Source organism: Devosia sp. 1635 (genome assembly GCF_013185955.1).
Lineage (GTDB): Bacteria > Pseudomonadota > Alphaproteobacteria > Rhizobiales > Devosiaceae > Devosia.
This window is the reverse complement of record NZ_JABAOM010000003.1, coordinates 678,732-694,495: the sequence shown is the minus strand read 5'-3', so window position 1 is coordinate 694,495 and position 15,764 is coordinate 678,732. Positions and strand designations below refer to the sequence as shown.

Genomic DNA, 15,764 nt, shown 5'->3' with positions numbered 1-15,764 from the left:
AGGTGCATAACTGCTATGGGGGAGTGGTAGAGCGTGCCGCCTGGATCGACCTCTGCTAAGGGGCACAGGCGCACTGTTGATCGCGCAAATGACACTTGTCTGGGCGTAAGCCGGTTGCAGCGCAACCGAGCGGCGCGGGGGGCGGAGCGGGGCCGAGTGCAGCAGCAAAAGCTGGCGACCATTGAAGATGTTGCGGCCATGGCCGGGGTGTCGATCGCCACCGTCAGCCGCGCCATCAACGAGCCGACCAAAGTCGCCGACGCCACCCGCCGCAAGGTCGCCGAAGCCGTTGCCCGCACCGGCTACACCACGAATGCCCTGGCGCGCTCGCTGCGCATGCGGCGCTCCAACATGATCCTGATCCTTGCCCCCGATGTGGGCGACCCCAATTTCTCCAACATCCTCGTGGGTCTCGAGACTGAAGCCAGCAAGCGCGGCTATGGGGTACTGATCGGCAATACCCAGAACGATCCGAGCCGGGAAACCGATTATCTCCGGTTCATCAGCTCCAACCAGGCGGATGGATTGATCCTCTTTACCGGCCACCTGCCGTTCGGCTTCGGGCAGGATCGCGGCGAAACCCGCCTGCCCCCGACCGTCGCCGTCAACGAGCCGGTGACGGGGCAAAGCATTCCCTTTGTCGGGGTCGACAATGTCGAGGGCGCCCGCGTCGCCACCGAGCACCTGATTTCGCAGGGGCACCGGCGCATCGCCTTTATCGGCCATTCCAGCAGCCGGGAGATTAACCGCTTGCGCGAAGCGGGCTATCGCGCGGCCCTTGAAGGGGCCGGCATCCGCATCGATCCGCGGCTGATCCTCGATGGCGATGGCACGACGGAAAGCGGGCGGGCTGCCGCCGAGTTGATGTTTGTGCGCGATGCGCTGCCCAGCGCGTTTTTCTGCGTCAATGATGCAACGGCCCTCGGGGTCATCATCGCGCTCAACACGCGCCGCTATGAACTGCCGCGGCAGTTTTCGGTGATGGGGTTCGACGATATTTCCTTTGCCAGCTTTGTCAGCCCGTCGCTGACGACGATGAAGCAGCCCCGGCACCGGATCGGGGAAGCGGCGATGGAATTGCTGCTGACCCTGCTGGCCGACGAGCAGCCCAAATCCACCAATATCCTGTTGCGCGCGGAACTGGTGGTGCGCAGCTCGGTGGCGCGGCTGGCGAGCGGCTGACCGCGACACCCCCTCCGCCACTTCCCCCTTGCCCAGGGTCCGACGCGCCGCTAAGACGGCGGGGTCACGGTTCCGCCATCGAGCGCGGATGAAAAGGGAATACGGTGCGGATTACCCATCAGGGGCCAAAACCGAAGCTGCCCTCGCAACTGTAAGCGGCAAGTTCACCGTCCAAGCCACTGGTCAAGCGACCGGGAAGGGGACGAGGAGCGCCAGAGCCGCGAGCCAGGAGACCTGCCGGGACAACGACCAGCAAACCGAACGAGGTGTTTCGGTGGGGTGCGGACCGGCTTTTGGCTCGTCCGATCGTTGCCGTTGCGCCTCTTCGGGGTCGCGGGAGCATGACCTCAACTTTCCCCTCGTGTCTGGCTGATCGTTTGGCTTGAACAGCATCACGAGAGGTTTCGATGCGTCTGTTCTCCCTTCTGGCCAGCGGCATTTTTGTTGCCACGGCCAGCACGGCCTTGGCCCAACACGCAACCCAATACCCCCTGCAGCTCGAAAATTGCGGGGTCGAACTCACCTTTACCGAGGCACCGCAGCGGGCCGTCGGCATCGGGCAGAACAGCTCGGAAATCCTGCTGCTGCTCGGTCTGGCCGATCGCATGGTGGGCACCGCCACCTGGGTTTCGCCGGTGCTCGAAGAGGTTGCCGCCGACAACGCAAAAGTGCCGCGCCTGGCCGACAGCACCGCGAGCTATGAAGCAATCCTTGGCACCGAGCCCGATTTCATTGCCGCCCAGTTCGGGATGCGCGATGAAGCGGGTAACCGCGAGCAATATGCTGATCTCGGGATCCCGAGCTATATCTCGCTGACCACCTGCGCCATGAAGGATGCCAGCAATGGCGATGGCGTGCGCCTCGAACCCTGGACCACCGAGTTGCTCTACCAGGAGATCAGCGAATTGGCGGCGATCTTTGACGTCAATGAGCGGGGGGCCGAACTGGTCCGCGAGCTGCGCAGCCGCGAAGCGGCCGTGCGCGCGCAACTGGGGAAGCGCGCGGCGGGCGTTTCCATGGTGTTCTGGTTCTCGAGCCCCGAAATTGCCGGGGATGCTTGGGTGGCCGGCCGCAATGGCGCTTCGGCCTATATGATGAAGGTGATGGGCGCCCGCAACATCGTCGACAGCGAGGAAGACTGGCCGCTGGTCAGCTGGGAAGCCATTGCCGCGGCCGACCCCACGGTCATCGTCGTCGGCACGATGGACCGGCGCAACCGGCCGGCCGATGACCCCGCCCTCAAAGTGGAGTTTCTCAAGACCGACCCCATGGTCAGCCAGCTCAGCGCCGTCGAGGCGGGCCATCTGGTGCTGCTCGACGCGCAGGCAATGAACCCGACCCTGCGCACGATTGGCGGGCTCGAAACTCTGGCGGAGGCGCTGCAGAGCCAAGGCCTGCTGCAATGAGCATGGCCATGACCCAGCGGCGCCGCGCGCGGCTAGGGGGATCGGTGATCGGCGGGGCAGCCTTGCTGCTGCCCCTTGCCGTGGCGCTGGGGGTGGGCATTGGCGAAATGCCCATTTCGCTCCACACCACGCTCCAGGCCATCACCAATCGCCTGGGCTGGACGCAGTTCGAGATCAGCCGCATCCAGGAAAGCGTGATCTGGGATTATCGGCTCAGCCGCTCACTGGTAGCGGCCGCCTGCGGGGCGGGGCTGGCGCTGTGTGGCGCGATCCTGCAATCGCTGCTGCGCAATCCGCTGGCCGAGCCCTATGTGCTGGGCGTTTCGGCGGGCGCCTCGACCGGGGCGGTTTGCGTCATCGTGCTCGGCATAGGGGCGGGTAGCGCCGCCATTCCGCTGGGCGCCTTTGCCGGAGCCCTGGCCGCCTTTGCCTTTGTCATTCTCCTCGCGCGAGGCGCGGCGGGCAGCGCCGAGCGCACGATCCTGGCCGGTGTCGCCGCTTCGCAATTGTTCAATGCGCTGACCTCCTATGTTGTCAGCACTTCGGCCGATGCCGAACAGGCGCGCAGCGTCATGTTCTGGCTGCTGGGCAGTTTTGCCGGCGTGCGCTGGAGCGATGTGGGCCTTGCGGCAGGCGTGGTTGCCGCGGGGCTTGTCGTCTGCCTGCGCTATGCCCGAGCGCTCGATGCCTTCACCTTCGGGGATGACGCGGCCCGTTCGCTCGGCGTGCCCGTGGCGCAGGTGCGGGTGGTGCTGTTTGCGCTCACCGCCCTTATGGCCGCGACCATGGTGTCAATGGTGGGCTCGATCGGTTTTGTGGGCCTCGTGATTCCCCATGTCGCCCGCTTCATCGTGGGCCCGCAACACTTGCGGCTGCTGCCCGCCTGCGTGGTGGTGGGAGCGGTGTTCATGGTGCTGGCCGACATCGTTTCGCGCATCATCCTGCCCCAGCAGGTGCTGCCGATCGGGGTGGTCACCGCGCTGGTCGGGGTGCCGTTCTTTGCCGTCATCCTGTATCGCGGGCGGGGTGCGCGATGACCATTGCCGCCCATGGCGTGAGCTGGAAGGCTGGCAGCGAGATCATCGTCGATGGCGTGACCCTCGAGGCGCAGCCCGGCATGACGCTGGGCCTGCTCGGGCCCAATGGGTCGGGCAAATCATCGCTGATCCGGCTCCTCGCGGGTTTGCGCGCGCCCGCTGGTGGCGAGGTCACCCTTGATACCGCCCCGCTGGGCCGCTTCGGCCGGCGCCAGCTCGCCCAGCGCGTAGCGGTGGTCGAGCAACATGCCACGACCGAAGCCAATGTGACGGTGCTCGATGTGGTGCGGCTGGGGCGCACGCCGCATCGCTCGGCCCTGTCGCCCTGGACGCAAGCGGACGACGCCATTGTCGAGCAATCCCTGCAGCGGGTGGAGCTGGCCGACCGGCGCCACCAGCCCTGGCATACGCTTTCGGGCGGCGAGCGGCAGCGCGTGCAGCTGGCGCGGGCGCTGGCGCAAGAGCCGACCGATCTGATCCTCGATGAGCCCACCAACCACCTCGATATCCAGCACCAGCTTGATATCCTGCGCCTCGTCGCCGGGCTGCCGCTCACCACGATCGTGGCGCTGCACGACCTCAACCTCGCCGCCATGTTCTGCGACCGGATCGCAGTGATGCGCGAGGGGCGGCTGGTGGCCGCGGGCACGCCACATGCAGTCTTGACCGAGGCGCTGATCGCCGAGGTGTTCAAGGTGCGCGCCCAGGTGGCCCCCTCGACGCTGCACCGGGGCCTGCAAATCCAGTATCTGCCGTGACGCGCAATTCGCCGCGGGATGGGTATCCAGGCTGTCAGATCGGCCCACCACGCCACGCGTCCACCGGACAGCGCGCCCCGTCAATACCAGCCCGGGTCTGACCGATATCAAGAGCTTAAAGGTTGGACGGCTTAGGGTTTGGCAAAGAACGACGGGAGCACAGCATGTATGACCCGGACAAGTTCCGCCTTGATGGGCAGGTGGCGGTGGTGACCGGCGCCGGTTCCGGGATCGGGCTTGGCATTGCGCGCCTCTTCGCGGGTGCGGGGGCCGCCATTGTGGTCAGCGACCGCAAGCCCGAGGCGGCCCAGGCGGCTGCCGCCGAAATCAACACAACAGGGGGCAAGGCGGTCGCGGTGGCTTGTGATGTCACCCGGGAAGATGACCTTGAGCTTTTGGTGCACACCGCGCTGGACCAGTTCGGCAAGCTCGCCATCCTCGTCAACAATGCCGGAGGCGGCGGCCCCCAGCCCTTCGACATGCCGATGGAGGATTTTCGCCGGGCCTATGAACTCAACGTCTTTTCGGCGTTCCGGCTCACGCAGCTGGCCGCGCCGCATCTGGCGGCAGCAGGGGGTGGCGCAGTGCTCAATATCTCGTCCATGGCCGGCGAGAACCGCAACCAGCGCATGGCCTCCTATGCTTCTTCCAAGGCCGCGCTCAACCATTTGACCCGCAATATCGCCTTTGATCTTGGGCCAATGGGCGTGCGGATCAACGCCATTGCGCCCGGCGCGACAAGGACCGCGGCCCTGGCGAGCGTGCTGACGCCCGAGATCGAACAGAGCATGCTGCAGCACACCCCGATCCGGCGGCTCGGGGAAGTCGATGACATCGCCTATGCGGCGCTGTTTCTGTGTTCGCCCGCGGCGTCATGGATCAGCGGGCAGGTGCTGACCGTTTCGGGGGGTGGGGTGCAGGAGCTGGACTGACCGGCTCGCTCCCCTATCCTCGTGGCGCGAAAGCGCTGAGTTCGCCCTTGTAGGGCTTGGGCAGGGGCGGGGCATAGCTGCCGCGTTTGCTGGTGCGCAGACCCAGCGCGATTAGCGCTTCGGCCTGTTTGACCGCGGCGCCGACGCCATCGATCACAGGCAGCCCGAGTTCCTCCTGCAGCGCCCGCGCCAGGTCGGCCATCCCGGCGCAGCCCAGGACGATGGCCTCGGCCTTGTCCTCGCTGATGGCACGATCAATTTCCGCCCGCAGCCGCTCGCGCGCCCCCGAGGCTGGATCCTCGAGCGCCAGGACGGGAATGTCGGCGGCGCGGATACGGGCGCGTTTGGACATGCCATAGCGTTGCGCCAGCTCCTCGATGGGCACGCGGGAGCGCTCGGTGGTGGTTACGACCGTGAAGCGCTTGGCGAGGAAGGCCGCGGTGGCGAGCGCCGCTTCGCAAATGCCGAGCACCGGAATGGTGGCCATGGCTCGGGCGGCATCGAGCCCGGTATCATCGAAACAGGCGATCACTGCGGCCCGGGCCCCCTCCCCCTCCGCCTGGCCGATCTCGCGCAGCAATCCAGGCAAGGCGAAGACTTCGTCGTAATAGCCTTCGATGGAGACCGGCCCCATGGAAGAGGTGAGCGGCACGATCTCGGTCGTGGGCGCGGCCACTAGCCGGGCCGCTGCGGCAATGATCGCGGTCATGCTGGCGGTGGTGTTGGGATTGATGACGGCGATGCGGTTCATGCCCGCACCCGCCGGCGGTTGATCCAGAGGATGGTGCTCAGGGTCACGAGGATCACGAGGAACGAGAACAGTGTCGTGACCGTCCCTAGCGCATAGAGCACCGGGGTCGTGACATTGGTGGTCATGCCGTAGATTTCGAGCGGCAAAGTGTTGGCGCTGCCCGAGGTCATCAGCGTCCTGGCAAACTCGTCATAGCTCAGCGAGAAACCGAAAAGCCCCACGCCGATCAGGCTGGGTGCGATCATGGGCAAGACGACGTGGCGAAAGGCCTGCCAGTTGCTGGCGCCCAGATCGCGCGCGGCTTCCTCGTAGCTGGGGGAAAAGCGGTTGAACACCGCAAACATGATCAGCACGCCAAAAGGCAGCGTCCAGGTCAGATGCGCGCCAAAGCCGGAACTGAACCAGTTGGGGCGCCAGCCGATCTGCTGGAACAACACGCCGATGCCGAGCGAAACGATGATGGAGGGCACAACGAGGCTCGCGACCGTCAGGTAGAAGAGGGGCGTTGCGCCAAGAAACCGGCGGCGAAAGGCCAGCCCCGCCAGCAACGAGACCAGCACGGTGCCCGCCATGACCATCAACCCAAGCGCAAAGGAGCGCCCGAAGCTGGCGCCGAAATCCCCTACCGCCTGCGTTTCAAAGAGGTTCTGAAACCAGCGCAGTGACACGCCATTGAGCGGAAAGGTCAGCCCGCCCTGCGGCCCCTGAAAGCTGAGGATAAACACGGCCGACAAAGGGCCGTAGAGAAACAGCACAAAGAGGCCGAAAAAGCCGGCCAGCAGGTGAAAGCCGGGGCTGCGCTTTTCGCGTTCCATCCTAGAGCTCCTTGCGAATATCAACGATGCGCAGCATGCCCGCGACCATGAGGAGCACCAGCACCAGCAGCACGATGGCATTGGCGGCGGCCGCCGGATATTGCAGCAGGCTCATCTGGTTGCGCATCATCAGCGCTACCGACGCGCTTTGGCCCCCGCTCATCACCTGCACGGTGGAAAAATCGGCCATCACCAGGGTGACGACAAAGATGGTGCCGATAGCGATGCCGGGCTTGGCCAGCGGCAGCACCACGTTCCAGATCACCTGCCAGTCCTTGGCGCCGGCATCGCGCGCCGCTTCAACGAGAGATTTGTCGATCCGCATCATGGCGTTGAAGATCGGGGTGACCATGAAGAGCGTATAAAGATGGACCATGGCGAGCACGACGGCGAAGTCGGAATACAAGAGCCACTCGATAGGCTGTTCGATGATCCCCGCTCCTGTCAGCCCCGAATTGATCAGCCCGTTGCGCCCCAGCACGGGGATCCAGGAAATCATGCGGATGATGTTGGAGGTGAGGAACGGCACGGTGCAGATGAGGAACAGCACCATCTGCATGGTCGCGGTGCGCACATGAAAAGCGAGGAAATAGGCGACCCAGAAGCCCACGAAAGCGGTGATCGCCCAGACGATGACCGCATATTTGAGCGTATTGGCATAGATGCGCCAGGTGACCCAGGAGCCCAGCGCTTCGGCATAGTTGAGGGTGAGGAAATCGGGATAGATGCCGGCAAAGTCATAATCCCAGAAGCTGACCACGAGCAGCAGCAGGATCGGGACAGCAAGGAAAAAGCCGAGGATCAGCAGCAGCGGCGTCGCCTGCAGATAGGGCGTGGCGCGGGCGAGCAAAGCGTTCATTGTAACGATATCCCCTCCGATCACCCCCTCCCAGCCTCCCCCATCAAGGGGGAGGTGCGGGCCGGTGGTGTGAACAGATCGTGCCAAACACTCGATGCGTCACCTCCCCCTTGATGGGGGAGGTCGGGTGGGGGTGGAGAAAGCCTCGATGTCCGGGCTTTCCACCCCCTTGGTCGCGGATCAGGCGGCGATGAACTCGTTCCAGCGGCGGACCATGTAGCGGTCCTCGTCCATCACCGAGTTCCAGCAGGCGACCTTGCCCATGCGCTCTTCGAACGAGCCGCCATCGCGCACGGCGCCGGCCTTTTCCATCACCGTGCCGTCGGGCGCGAGGATGTCACCCTGAGCGGGCTTGCCTTCGATCCAGAAGCCCCATTCGTCGGGGGTCATGTGCTGCTTGGCCGTTTCCATATTGGCCGAATAATAGCCCTGCCGGTTGAGATAGCCGCCGACCCAGCCCGAAGTGTACCAGTTGATATATTCATAGGCCGCGTCGAGCTGGGCACCCGACAGGTGCGCCGCGAGACCCATGCCGCCGCCCCAGGAGCGATAGCCTTCCTTGAGGGGCTGGTAGGTGCAGGCAATGCCCTTGGAGCGCACCGCCGCCACGGCCGGCGACCACATGGACTGGATCACCACTTCGCCCGAGCTCATGAGGTTGACGCTCTCGTCAAAGCTCTTCCAGAAGGCGCGGAACTGGCCGTCCTGCTTGGCCTTGATCAGGAAATCGACGGTGGCATCGATCTCCTCGGTGGTCATGTTGCCCTTGTCGCCATAGGTGATGAGCCCCATGGCTTCCATGATCATGGCCGCATCCATGATGCCGATCGAGGGCACGTTGATGATGGCCGACTTGCCCTTGAAGGCGGGGTCCATGATATCGGCCCAGGAGGAAATCTCGCGGCCCACCAGATCGGGCCGGATGCCCAGCGTATCGGCATTGTAGATGGTGGGGACCATGGTGAACCAGTCCGTTTCGCCCTTGGCGAAGTCGCGGCTGTCGGGGCCTTCCACAAAGCCAACAGTATGGGGCGCGGTGCCCTGGGCGATGACGCTGTCGGGCAGCAGCTTGCCGGTTTTGAACAGCGGCACGATCTGGTCGTAGTGCGTCAGCCGGCTGATATCCATGGGCTGGATGACCCCGGCCGGGAAGACCTTTTTGAGGATCCAGTATTCCACATCGGCGATGTCGTAGCTGTCGGGCTGGGTCACCGCGCGCTGGGCGGCCGCATCGCTGTCCGTGGCCGTCATCTGGATGGTGATGCCGAGGTCTTCCTTGCACTTTTCGGCAATGGCATTGAGGTTGCTCACGCCGGTGCCGAACTGGCGCAGGGTGATGGGGTTTTGCGCCCAGATGGTGGGAAAGCCCGTAATCACCCCCGAACCCAGGCTGGCGCCGACCGCGGCGGCAGCGCTGGTCTTGAGAAAGTTGCGGCGGCTGACACCGGACTTGATGTCACTCTTGGCGGTCATGGCACGTCTCCCTGTTGGCTTGATGGACGGTTAGGCATCGGGGCGGGCGAGGACGATGGCGTCCCCGGCATCCCAATGGAGGGGCACCGCATCGCCCACCGCGACCGGGGTCGCGTAAAAGGCGGTGTCGGTGATGATGGCGGTGAATTCGCTGATCCCGGCGCCCTCCACGGTGAGCTTCACCGTGGCGCCGCGATATTCGATGTTGGAGATGATGCCGGTGAACCCCAGGCCCGGCTGCGGGCTTTCCCCGATCCGGACATGGTCGGTGCGCACGGCGACATCCATATCGGCGCCCACCGGCAGGGGTGCGCCGGTGGCGGAAAAGCTGCCGCCGCCGACCACGGTGAAATCCACCAGGCCGTCGCCGGCGCCGGTGACCTTGCCCGAAATCACATTGTGATCGCCCATGAAGCGGGCAACAAAGGCAGTCGCCGGGCGCTCGAACACCTCGCGCGGGGTGGCGGCCTGCTCGATCCGCCCATTGCTCATCACCACGACCAAGTCGGCTAGCGCCATGGCTTCTTCCTGGCTGTGGGTGACATGGACAAAGGTGATGCCCAGCTGCTTTTGCAGTTTCTTGAGCTCGGCGCGCATGCGAATCTTGAGGAAGGGATCGAGCGCCGAAAGCGGCTCGTCGAGCAGCAGCGCTTCGGGATCGGTGATCAGCGCGCGCGCCAGCGCCACGCGCTGCTGCTGGCCGCCCGAAAGCTGGCCGGGACGGCGGTCGGCATAGGCATCCATCTGCATGAGCTTGAGCAGCTCGAGCGCCCGCGCGCGGCGGGTCGGCTTGTCCACCCCCGCCATCTTGAGGCTAAAGGCGACATTGTCGACGAGATCGAGATGGGGAAACAGCGCATAGGACTGGAACATCATCGCCGTGCCGCGCTTGGCCGGCGGCAGGTCGGTCACCACCTGCTTGCCCAAAACAATGTCCCCGATCGAAACGGTTTCGTGCCCCGCAATCATGCGCAGGGTAGAGGTCTTGCCACAGCCCGAAGGCCCGAGCAGACAGCAGTAACTTCCGGCGGGGATCTTGAGGCTGATGCTGTCGACGGCCGTGGTCTTGCCGTAGATCTTGGAGACAGAAGCAAGATCGATCTCGGCAGACTCGGACATTGCGCAGCTCCCTTTGTCGGGAACTGTCATGCATCAGTTGTGCCAATCCTTGTTTGGACGAGTAAGTCCTTGCACTTGATCGCCTATTTAGCCGCGCAAATCTGCACAACAGAACGGCAGCATCTGCTTGTGCCTAATTTGCGCGCAATTGAGCTCAAAGCCTATGCACTAGCTGCTTCCTCTTGGCAGTCTTGGTGCACGGGCCCATTAATGCATGAGCAACTAACCTTGAAGTGCAACAGCAATGGCAAAACTCAGCATCGATCCCAGCGCCGCAGTGCCGGACGGGCGCGCCCCGGCCAAGCAGCAGCTGTTCGACCCGACCCAGCCCGGCCCCTGGCGCGGTCACCTTCCAGGCGAGGCCCTGGGCACCACGACCACGATCCTCGCCTATGGCAATGAGGCGGTGGGCACGGGGCCGGCCCTGCATGTCCACCCCTATGACGAGCTCTTCGTCGTGGTGGAAGGGCGCGGGCGCTTTTACGTGGGCGATGCGGTGATCGACGCGGAAGCTGGCGAGGTCGTGCTCGGCCCCAAGGGGCTGCCGCACCGGTTCGAGAATCTGGGGCCGGGCCGGCTGCAAACCATCGACATCCATCTCGGACCCCAATGGCTGCAGGCCGACCTCTAGCGCGATCCTAGTCGGTCAGGCGCTTGGGCGGCACATGGCCGTGCCGCCAGCCCAGCATGCGCTCGGCCTTGGCCGAGTTGAAAAAGCTCTGGTGCCTGCCCCAGCCATCGCGCAGCGGAATTTGCGGAAAATACTGGCGCGCCAGCTCCCGGCTGGGGGTATCCGAAATCGTGTCTGGCGCCACGATATAGAAGGCCTCGTGACCCTCGATGGAAGCTTCGAGGCTCAAGAGGCACGCATCGGCCGCCGCATCGCGCCTGGTATAGGCCCAGAGATGCTTGGCGATCTCGGGATTGGGGTCATAGAGCGCCTTGGCGATGGAGCGGTCATCGCAGACATAATGAAAGCGCATGGAGGCGATTACCATCTCCGGATAGCGTCGGATAAAGGCGTCGGCCTGCTGCTCGCAGATCCATTTGGAGAGGCTATAGGGGTCCTCGGCGTAATTGGGATGGCTCTCATCGATGGGGAAATAATCATAGCGCGGGGCGCGGCTGAAGGAATGGCCGATGGCATTGACGCTCGAGGCCTGGCAGACACGCCGGATACCGTTCTCGACGGCGGCCTGGAGCGCATTATAGCTGCCCACCACATTGTTGTTGTGCACGATGTGATCGGGGTGGCGGCCGGGGGAGGGAATGGCGGCCATGTGGATCACCGCATCGCAGCCGGCAAAGGCATCGAGCAGGGCATCGTAGTTGTCCATGTCGGCCAGAACGAAGCGGCGCTCGCCGCTCGCCACGACATCGGGGTGCTCGACCCGATCGATGCCGACCACCGTGTGGCCGCGGGCCTCGGCCTCTTTAACAATGGCGCGGCCAATGCCGCCGCTGGCGCCGGTAACTGCAATTCTCATGGATCTGACCTATTGCGCATAAACGGCCTCGTGCAGGCCGCGGATGTAACCAATGGCGTAAAGCCGCCCGAAGGCGGAATAGCCGGCATTGTCGTTGCTATCGCCCGCAACGGTGGGCACGTGGTCGGGCCGCAGCACGCCGCTAAACCCGATATCGCGATAGGCCTGCATGCAGGCGAGCATGTCGGTCTTGCCGTCGTCGTGCCAGGTTTCCTCGAACCGCGTGGGCACGCCCCGCACATCGCGGAAATGCACAAAGGAGATCTTGTCGCCAAAGCGCCTGATCTCGCGGGGGAGGTCATCGGTCATCAGGGTGAAATTGCCCTGGCAGAGGGTAATGGTGTTCATCGGGCTGGGCGCCATGGCCAGGAGGCGCTGGTAGTTCTCGATGCTGCGCATGATGCGGCTGACGCCCCGGATCGGGGTGATCGGTGGGTCGTCGGGGTGCATGGAGAGCTTGACCCCCGCTTGTTCGGCGACCGGCAACACCCGCTTGAGGAAATAATCGAGGTTCTCCCAAAGCGCGTCCTCGCCAATGGGCGGATTGCTCGTCAGGTCCTCGGGGACATCATCGAGATTGAAGCTCGTGACCACCGAGCCGCCGCGCGAGGGCGTCGCCATATTGGTGCGCACCCAGTTGAAATCGGTCATCCATTCATAGCACCAGACCCCGATGCCGAGCTTGCCCATGCTGGTGAGGAGTTCGCAGACGACATCGATCTCTTTGTCCCGCCCCGGCAAGCCGCGCTTGGCCAGATTAAGCGGCGGGCGTGCCTCGATGACGCGCAGCTCAAAGCCGGCATCCCCGTAGCTTTGCTGCATGCGGCTGAGCGGGGCGAGGTCCCCCAGCCTTTCCCCCGGGCGCAAGCTGTCAAAGGGCAGCCCGCCCACGGCAAGATTGACCCCGGCCTGCCGGGCAAGCTGCCAGACCGGCGATGGCGTGGGGCTGATGAATTCGGCGATCTCGAGCATAGGGTTCTCAGGCAGGCAGGAGTTCGGAGAGCTTTTCAGCCACGAGTTGGGGCTGCCGCTCATGCAGGTAGCAAGCGGCCGCCTGGTGCGGATTGATCTGGAACAGCGGCGGGCGGCTGGCGCATATCGGCATGGCCTTGGGACAGCGCGGCATGAAGGGGCAAGCGCCGGGCGGGGGCGCGGTGCTTTCGCGCGCCATGATCGATTGCTCGCCCCAGCGCTGCTCGAGATTGGGCCAGGGAATGGAATCGACCAGCAGCTGGGTATAGGGATGCTGGGGCGACTTGATCACCCGATCGACATCCCCCGCCTCCATCACCCCGCCCCGGTACAGGACGATGATCGACTTGGCGATGTGGTAGGCGGTGGTCAGATCATGGGTGATGTAGATGATCGAGACGCCATAATCGCGCTGCAGGTTGCGCAGGGTTTCGAGGATCGTGGCGCGCAGCGAGGCATCCACCATGGACACCGGCTCGTCGGCGATCAGCAGGCGCGGCTTCAGCAACAAGGCGCGGGCGACATTGATGCGCTGGCGCTGCCCGCCCGAAAGCTGGTGGGGAAAGCGCCCGAGTACGTCTTCGGGGCGCAACCCCACGGCATTGAGCGCTTCTTCCATGCGCGCCCGCGCCTCAGCCCTTGTGCTTGCCAGCTTGAAGCGCTTGATGGGCACGCTCAGCAGGTGATCGACGGTATAGAAGGGATTAAAGACCGCGAAAGGATCCTGGAACACCGCCTGCACTTCGCGCCGATAGGCCAGCCGTTCGGGGCCGGTCAGCGTCGTGATATTGCGGCCCTTATAGAGGATTTCCCCCATTGTTGGGCTGATGAAGCCCAGCAGCAGCATGGCGAGTGTCGTCTTGCCACTACCGCTTTCGCCAGCAACGGTGAGGATGGTGGGCTCGTCCTCCTTGAGGGTCAGCGAGATCTCGCGCAGCGCCACGGTGGGGTGGGAATGGGTCAGCCCGCGGGTATAGACTTTCGAGACCCCGCGCAGCTCCAGCAGTTCAGCCATGGCGGGCCTCCTCGTCTAACAGGTGGCAGGCGACGCGGCGGCCGCCTGCCAATTCCAGCACTTCGGGCCGCACCGTGGTGCAGACGCCCATGGCAAAGGGGCAGCGCGGGTGAAAGGCGCAGCCGCTGGGAATGCGCAGCAAAGAGGGCGCGAGGCCCGGAATGCCCTGGAACACGCCGCGATTGTCGAGATTAGGCAGGCTCGAGATCAGGGCGCGGGCATAGGGGTGCTTGGGGTCGGTAAACATCTCGCGTACGCTCGAGATTTCCACGAGCCGCCCGGCATACATCACCGCCACCCGATCGACGAACTGGGCCATGAGCCCCATGTCGTGGCCGATCAGGATCACGGCGGCGCCGATCTGGTCTTGCACCCGGTCGATGGTTTCCATCACCTGGCGTTGGGTGACCACATCGAGCGCGCTGGTGGGCTCATCGGCGATGATGACGCTGGGCTCGAGCAGCACGCTAATGGCGATGCACACCCGCTGCTTCATGCCGCCCGACAACTCATGGGCATACATGTTGAAGACGCCTGGATCGAGATCGACCGAGCGCAGCGCCTGACGGCAGCGATCCTGGATAGCCGAGCGGCTTTCCCCCGGCAGATGCGCCTTGATGGCATCGACCATCTGCGCGCCGATGCGGATCACGGGGTTGAGCGAGTTCATCGCCCCTTGCGGAATATAGGCAATTTTGCTCAGCCGCGCCCGGCGCATGGCTTCTTCGTTCAGGCCCATGAGCTCGGTGTCGCCCACAAAGACTTCGCCGCCCTCGATGCGTCCGGGGGGCTTGATCATGCGCATCATGGCCAGCGCCAAGGTGCTCTTGCCCGAGCCCGACTCTCCGACCATGCCCAGCTTCTGGCCGGCATTAAGGGTGAAGCTGACATCGTCGAGCGCGCGGGCCCGGCCAAGATCGGTGTAATAGGTGACGGCGAGCTGATTGACGCGCAGCACCGGGCTGGGCGCTGGCTGCGCCGACACCCCGGCATGGGGCATTGGCGCGCTCACGGGGTCGAGGGTCACGGCAGCCATGGCGCTACTCCGTCCTTCTGACGCGGGGATTGGCCAACTCGTCCAGCCCCATATTGACCAAGGCCAGTGCCCCCAGGATCAGGATCATGGCGAAGGCCGGCTCGAGCGGCCACCACCACCAGCCATTAAAGAACGCGCCCTGGCTCTGGGCCGCCCAGATGATGTTACCCAAGAGCGGCTCGCGTAGGGGCCCAAGACCGAGAACGGCAAGATAGAAGGAGGCGAACACGGCGGCAAAGACCTGGCCGACAAAGGCGGCGGCGATGAAGGGCAGGAGATTGGGCAAGATTTCCTTGAAGATGATGCCCATGTCCGAAACGCCCGAAAGCTTGGCGACGGCCACGAACTGGCGCTCCTTCATGGTCAGCACCTGAGCCCGGATCACGAGGGTTGGGCCCATCCAGGCCAGCATGGCGACAATGATCGCCATGGTGACGATGGTGACGTCGCGCTTGTCGAGTGAGCCCGCCGCGACGACCTGGATCAGCAGCACCGGAATGGGCGTCAAAATCTGGCAGATCGTGCGCACCGTGCCATCGATCCAGCCGCCGAAATAGGCGGCGGTGAAGCCCAGTACCACGCCCACCAGCGTACCGATGCCGCCGGCGAGAAGGCCGATAAAGGCGGTCTGCCAGGTGCCCACCACCATGGCCGCCAAGAGATCGCGGCCAAAGAAATCGGTCCCGAAGGGATATTTGAGACTGGGGGGCTGCTTGAGCGCGGCCGACAGCGGATAGGCCTTTTTGGGATCGATGAGGATGAGCCCGATAATGGTGAAGAGAGCCAGCGCGAGGAGGATGGCGGCGCCGAGCGCCAGCCCCTTGTTGCGCCGCAGATAGCGGAGCGTCAGCCGCACGCGGGAGGGCTGGGTCGGCAGGGCGGGGCTTACCGGCACGCCCGTTGCATTCACGAGGGTCATGGC

The 15,764-nt window shown here is 64.4% G+C and carries 16 protein-coding genes and 1 riboswitch; of the genes, 6 read left to right on the top strand and 10 right to left on the bottom strand.

Going from position 1 to position 15,764, the window contains the following annotated elements; all coding sequences use genetic code 11:
* Positions 1-156: 156 nt before the first annotated feature.
* From HRU92_RS15590 to hdhA, 5 genes are all read left to right on the top strand, one after another.
* Positions 157-1,182: a LacI family DNA-binding transcriptional regulator gene (locus tag HRU92_RS15590; protein ID WP_282567569.1), complete on the top strand. Its 1,026-nt coding sequence runs from the start codon at positions 157-159 to the stop codon at positions 1,180-1,182.
* Between the two features lie 50 nt (positions 1,183-1,232).
* A riboswitch (cobalamin riboswitch) is annotated at positions 1,233-1,439 on the top strand.
* A gap of 150 nt (positions 1,440-1,589) precedes the next feature.
* Positions 1,590-2,588, top strand: a complete 999-nt coding sequence (locus tag HRU92_RS15585) for an ABC transporter substrate-binding protein (protein ID WP_172121880.1) — start codon at positions 1,590-1,592, stop codon at positions 2,586-2,588.
* 8 nt (positions 2,589-2,596) lie between these two features.
* The gene (locus HRU92_RS15580) at positions 2,597-3,625 is read left to right on the top strand and encodes an iron chelate uptake ABC transporter family permease subunit (protein WP_172121879.1); all 1,029 of its coding nucleotides are present in this window, start codon (positions 2,597-2,599) and stop codon (positions 3,623-3,625) included.
* Positions 3,622-4,383, top strand: a complete 762-nt coding sequence (locus tag HRU92_RS15575; RefSeq protein WP_172121878.1) for an ABC transporter ATP-binding protein — start codon at positions 3,622-3,624, stop codon at positions 4,381-4,383. The genes HRU92_RS15580 and HRU92_RS15575 overlap by 4 nt, the downstream gene beginning before the upstream one ends.
* A 164-nt stretch (positions 4,384-4,547) precedes the next feature.
* Positions 4,548-5,315 (top strand): 7-alpha-hydroxysteroid dehydrogenase, encoded by a 768-nt coding sequence (gene hdhA / locus HRU92_RS15570; RefSeq protein ID WP_172121877.1) that lies wholly within the window; start codon positions 4,548-4,550, stop codon positions 5,313-5,315.
* A 13-nt stretch (positions 5,316-5,328) separates the two neighbouring features.
* Here hdhA and HRU92_RS15565 read toward each other — a convergent pair whose 3' ends face one another.
* The 5 genes from HRU92_RS15565 to HRU92_RS15545 all read right to left on the bottom strand — a co-directional run bounded on the left by HRU92_RS15565 (position 5,329) and on the right by HRU92_RS15545 (position 10,332).
* Positions 5,329-6,066: an aspartate/glutamate racemase family protein gene (locus HRU92_RS15565; protein ID WP_173088465.1), complete on the bottom strand. Its 738-nt coding sequence runs from the start codon at positions 6,064-6,066 to the stop codon at positions 5,329-5,331.
* Positions 6,063-6,881 (bottom strand): ABC transporter permease, encoded by an 819-nt coding sequence (locus HRU92_RS15560; RefSeq protein WP_172121875.1) that lies wholly within the window; start codon positions 6,879-6,881, stop codon positions 6,063-6,065. Before HRU92_RS15560 ends, HRU92_RS15565 begins: the two co-directional genes overlap by 4 nt.
* Position 6,882: 1 nt before the next feature.
* On the bottom strand, positions 6,883-7,740 hold the full coding sequence (locus HRU92_RS15555) for an ABC transporter permease (protein WP_172121874.1): 858 nt from the start codon (positions 7,738-7,740) through the stop codon (positions 6,883-6,885).
* 180 nt (positions 7,741-7,920) lie between these two features.
* A complete protein-coding gene (locus HRU92_RS15550; RefSeq protein WP_127751629.1) occupies positions 7,921-9,213 on the bottom strand; it encodes a PotD/PotF family extracellular solute-binding protein in 1,293 nt (430 codons plus the stop codon).
* Positions 9,214-9,243: 30 nt separating this feature from the next.
* Complete coding sequence (locus HRU92_RS15545; RefSeq protein ID WP_172121872.1) at positions 9,244-10,332, bottom strand: ABC transporter ATP-binding protein; 1,089 nt, start codon at positions 10,330-10,332, stop codon at positions 9,244-9,246.
* 244 nt (positions 10,333-10,576) lie between these two features.
* Between HRU92_RS15545 and HRU92_RS15540 the strand changes: the two genes are divergently transcribed.
* Positions 10,577-10,963: a cupin domain-containing protein gene (locus HRU92_RS15540; protein ID WP_172121871.1), complete on the top strand. Its 387-nt coding sequence runs from the start codon at positions 10,577-10,579 to the stop codon at positions 10,961-10,963.
* A gap of 7 nt (positions 10,964-10,970) precedes the next feature.
* On the opposite strand, the gene HRU92_RS15535 is transcribed toward HRU92_RS15540, so the two are convergent.
* The 5 genes from HRU92_RS15535 to HRU92_RS15515 are packed head-to-tail and all read right to left on the bottom strand — an operon-like array spanning position 10,971 to position 15,761.
* Entirely contained in the window at positions 10,971-11,819 is an 849-nt protein-coding gene (locus HRU92_RS15535; protein ID WP_172121870.1) for an NAD(P)-dependent oxidoreductase, read from the bottom strand.
* A gap of 9 nt (positions 11,820-11,828) precedes the next feature.
* The gene (locus HRU92_RS15530; protein WP_172121869.1) at positions 11,829-12,791 is read right to left on the bottom strand and encodes a mannonate dehydratase; all 963 of its coding nucleotides are present in this window, start codon (positions 12,789-12,791) and stop codon (positions 11,829-11,831) included.
* A gap of 7 nt (positions 12,792-12,798) precedes the next feature.
* Positions 12,799-13,806 carry an ABC transporter ATP-binding protein gene (locus HRU92_RS15525; protein ID WP_173088463.1) on the bottom strand — a complete coding sequence of 336 codons (1,008 nt, stop codon included), beginning with the start codon at positions 13,804-13,806 and terminating at the stop codon, positions 12,799-12,801.
* The gene (locus HRU92_RS15520) at positions 13,799-14,842 is read right to left on the bottom strand and encodes an ABC transporter ATP-binding protein (RefSeq protein WP_248307160.1); all 1,044 of its coding nucleotides are present in this window, start codon (positions 14,840-14,842) and stop codon (positions 13,799-13,801) included. The genes HRU92_RS15525 and HRU92_RS15520 overlap by 8 nt, the downstream gene beginning before the upstream one ends.
* Before the next feature lie 4 nt (positions 14,843-14,846).
* On the bottom strand, positions 14,847-15,761 hold the full coding sequence (locus tag HRU92_RS15515; protein ID WP_127751623.1) for an ABC transporter permease: 915 nt from the start codon (positions 15,759-15,761) through the stop codon (positions 14,847-14,849).
* Positions 15,762-15,764: the final 3 nt, after the last annotated feature.

Coding starts and splice junctions, on each gene's coding strand:
- HRU92_RS15545 (WP_172121872.1), bottom strand. CDS start 10,332: ATGTCCGAGTCTGCCGAGATCGATCTTGCTTCTGTCTCCAAGATCTAC.
- HRU92_RS15550 (WP_127751629.1), bottom strand. CDS start 9,213: ATGACCGCCAAGAGTGACATCAAGTCCGGTGTCAGCCGCCGCAACTTT.
- HRU92_RS15520 (WP_248307160.1), bottom strand. CDS start 14,842: ATGGCTGCCGTGACCCTCGACCCCGTGAGCGCGCCAATGCCCCATGCC.
- HRU92_RS15540 (WP_172121871.1), top strand. CDS start 10,577: ATGGCAAAACTCAGCATCGATCCCAGCGCCGCAGTGCCGGACGGGCGC.
- HRU92_RS15535 (WP_172121870.1), bottom strand. CDS start 11,819: ATGAGAATTGCAGTTACCGGCGCCAGCGGCGGCATTGGCCGCGCCATT.
- HRU92_RS15515 (WP_127751623.1), bottom strand. CDS start 15,761: ATGACCCTCGTGAATGCAACGGGCGTGCCGGTAAGCCCCGCCCTGCCG.
- HRU92_RS15580 (WP_172121879.1), top strand. CDS start 2,597: ATGACCCAGCGGCGCCGCGCGCGGCTAGGGGGATCGGTGATCGGCGGG.
- HRU92_RS15530 (WP_172121869.1), bottom strand. CDS start 12,791: ATGCTCGAGATCGCCGAATTCATCAGCCCCACGCCATCGCCGGTCTGG.
- HRU92_RS15565 (WP_173088465.1), bottom strand. CDS start 6,066: ATGAACCGCATCGCCGTCATCAATCCCAACACCACCGCCAGCATGACC.
- HRU92_RS15585 (WP_172121880.1), top strand. CDS start 1,590: ATGCGTCTGTTCTCCCTTCTGGCCAGCGGCATTTTTGTTGCCACGGCC.
- hdhA (WP_172121877.1), top strand. CDS start 4,548: ATGTATGACCCGGACAAGTTCCGCCTTGATGGGCAGGTGGCGGTGGTG.
- HRU92_RS15525 (WP_173088463.1), bottom strand. CDS start 13,806: ATGGCTGAACTGCTGGAGCTGCGCGGGGTCTCGAAAGTCTATACCCGC.
- HRU92_RS15575 (WP_172121878.1), top strand. CDS start 3,622: ATGACCATTGCCGCCCATGGCGTGAGCTGGAAGGCTGGCAGCGAGATC.
- HRU92_RS15555 (WP_172121874.1), bottom strand. CDS start 7,740: ATGAACGCTTTGCTCGCCCGCGCCACGCCCTATCTGCAGGCGACGCCG.
- HRU92_RS15560 (WP_172121875.1), bottom strand. CDS start 6,881: ATGGAACGCGAAAAGCGCAGCCCCGGCTTTCACCTGCTGGCCGGCTTT.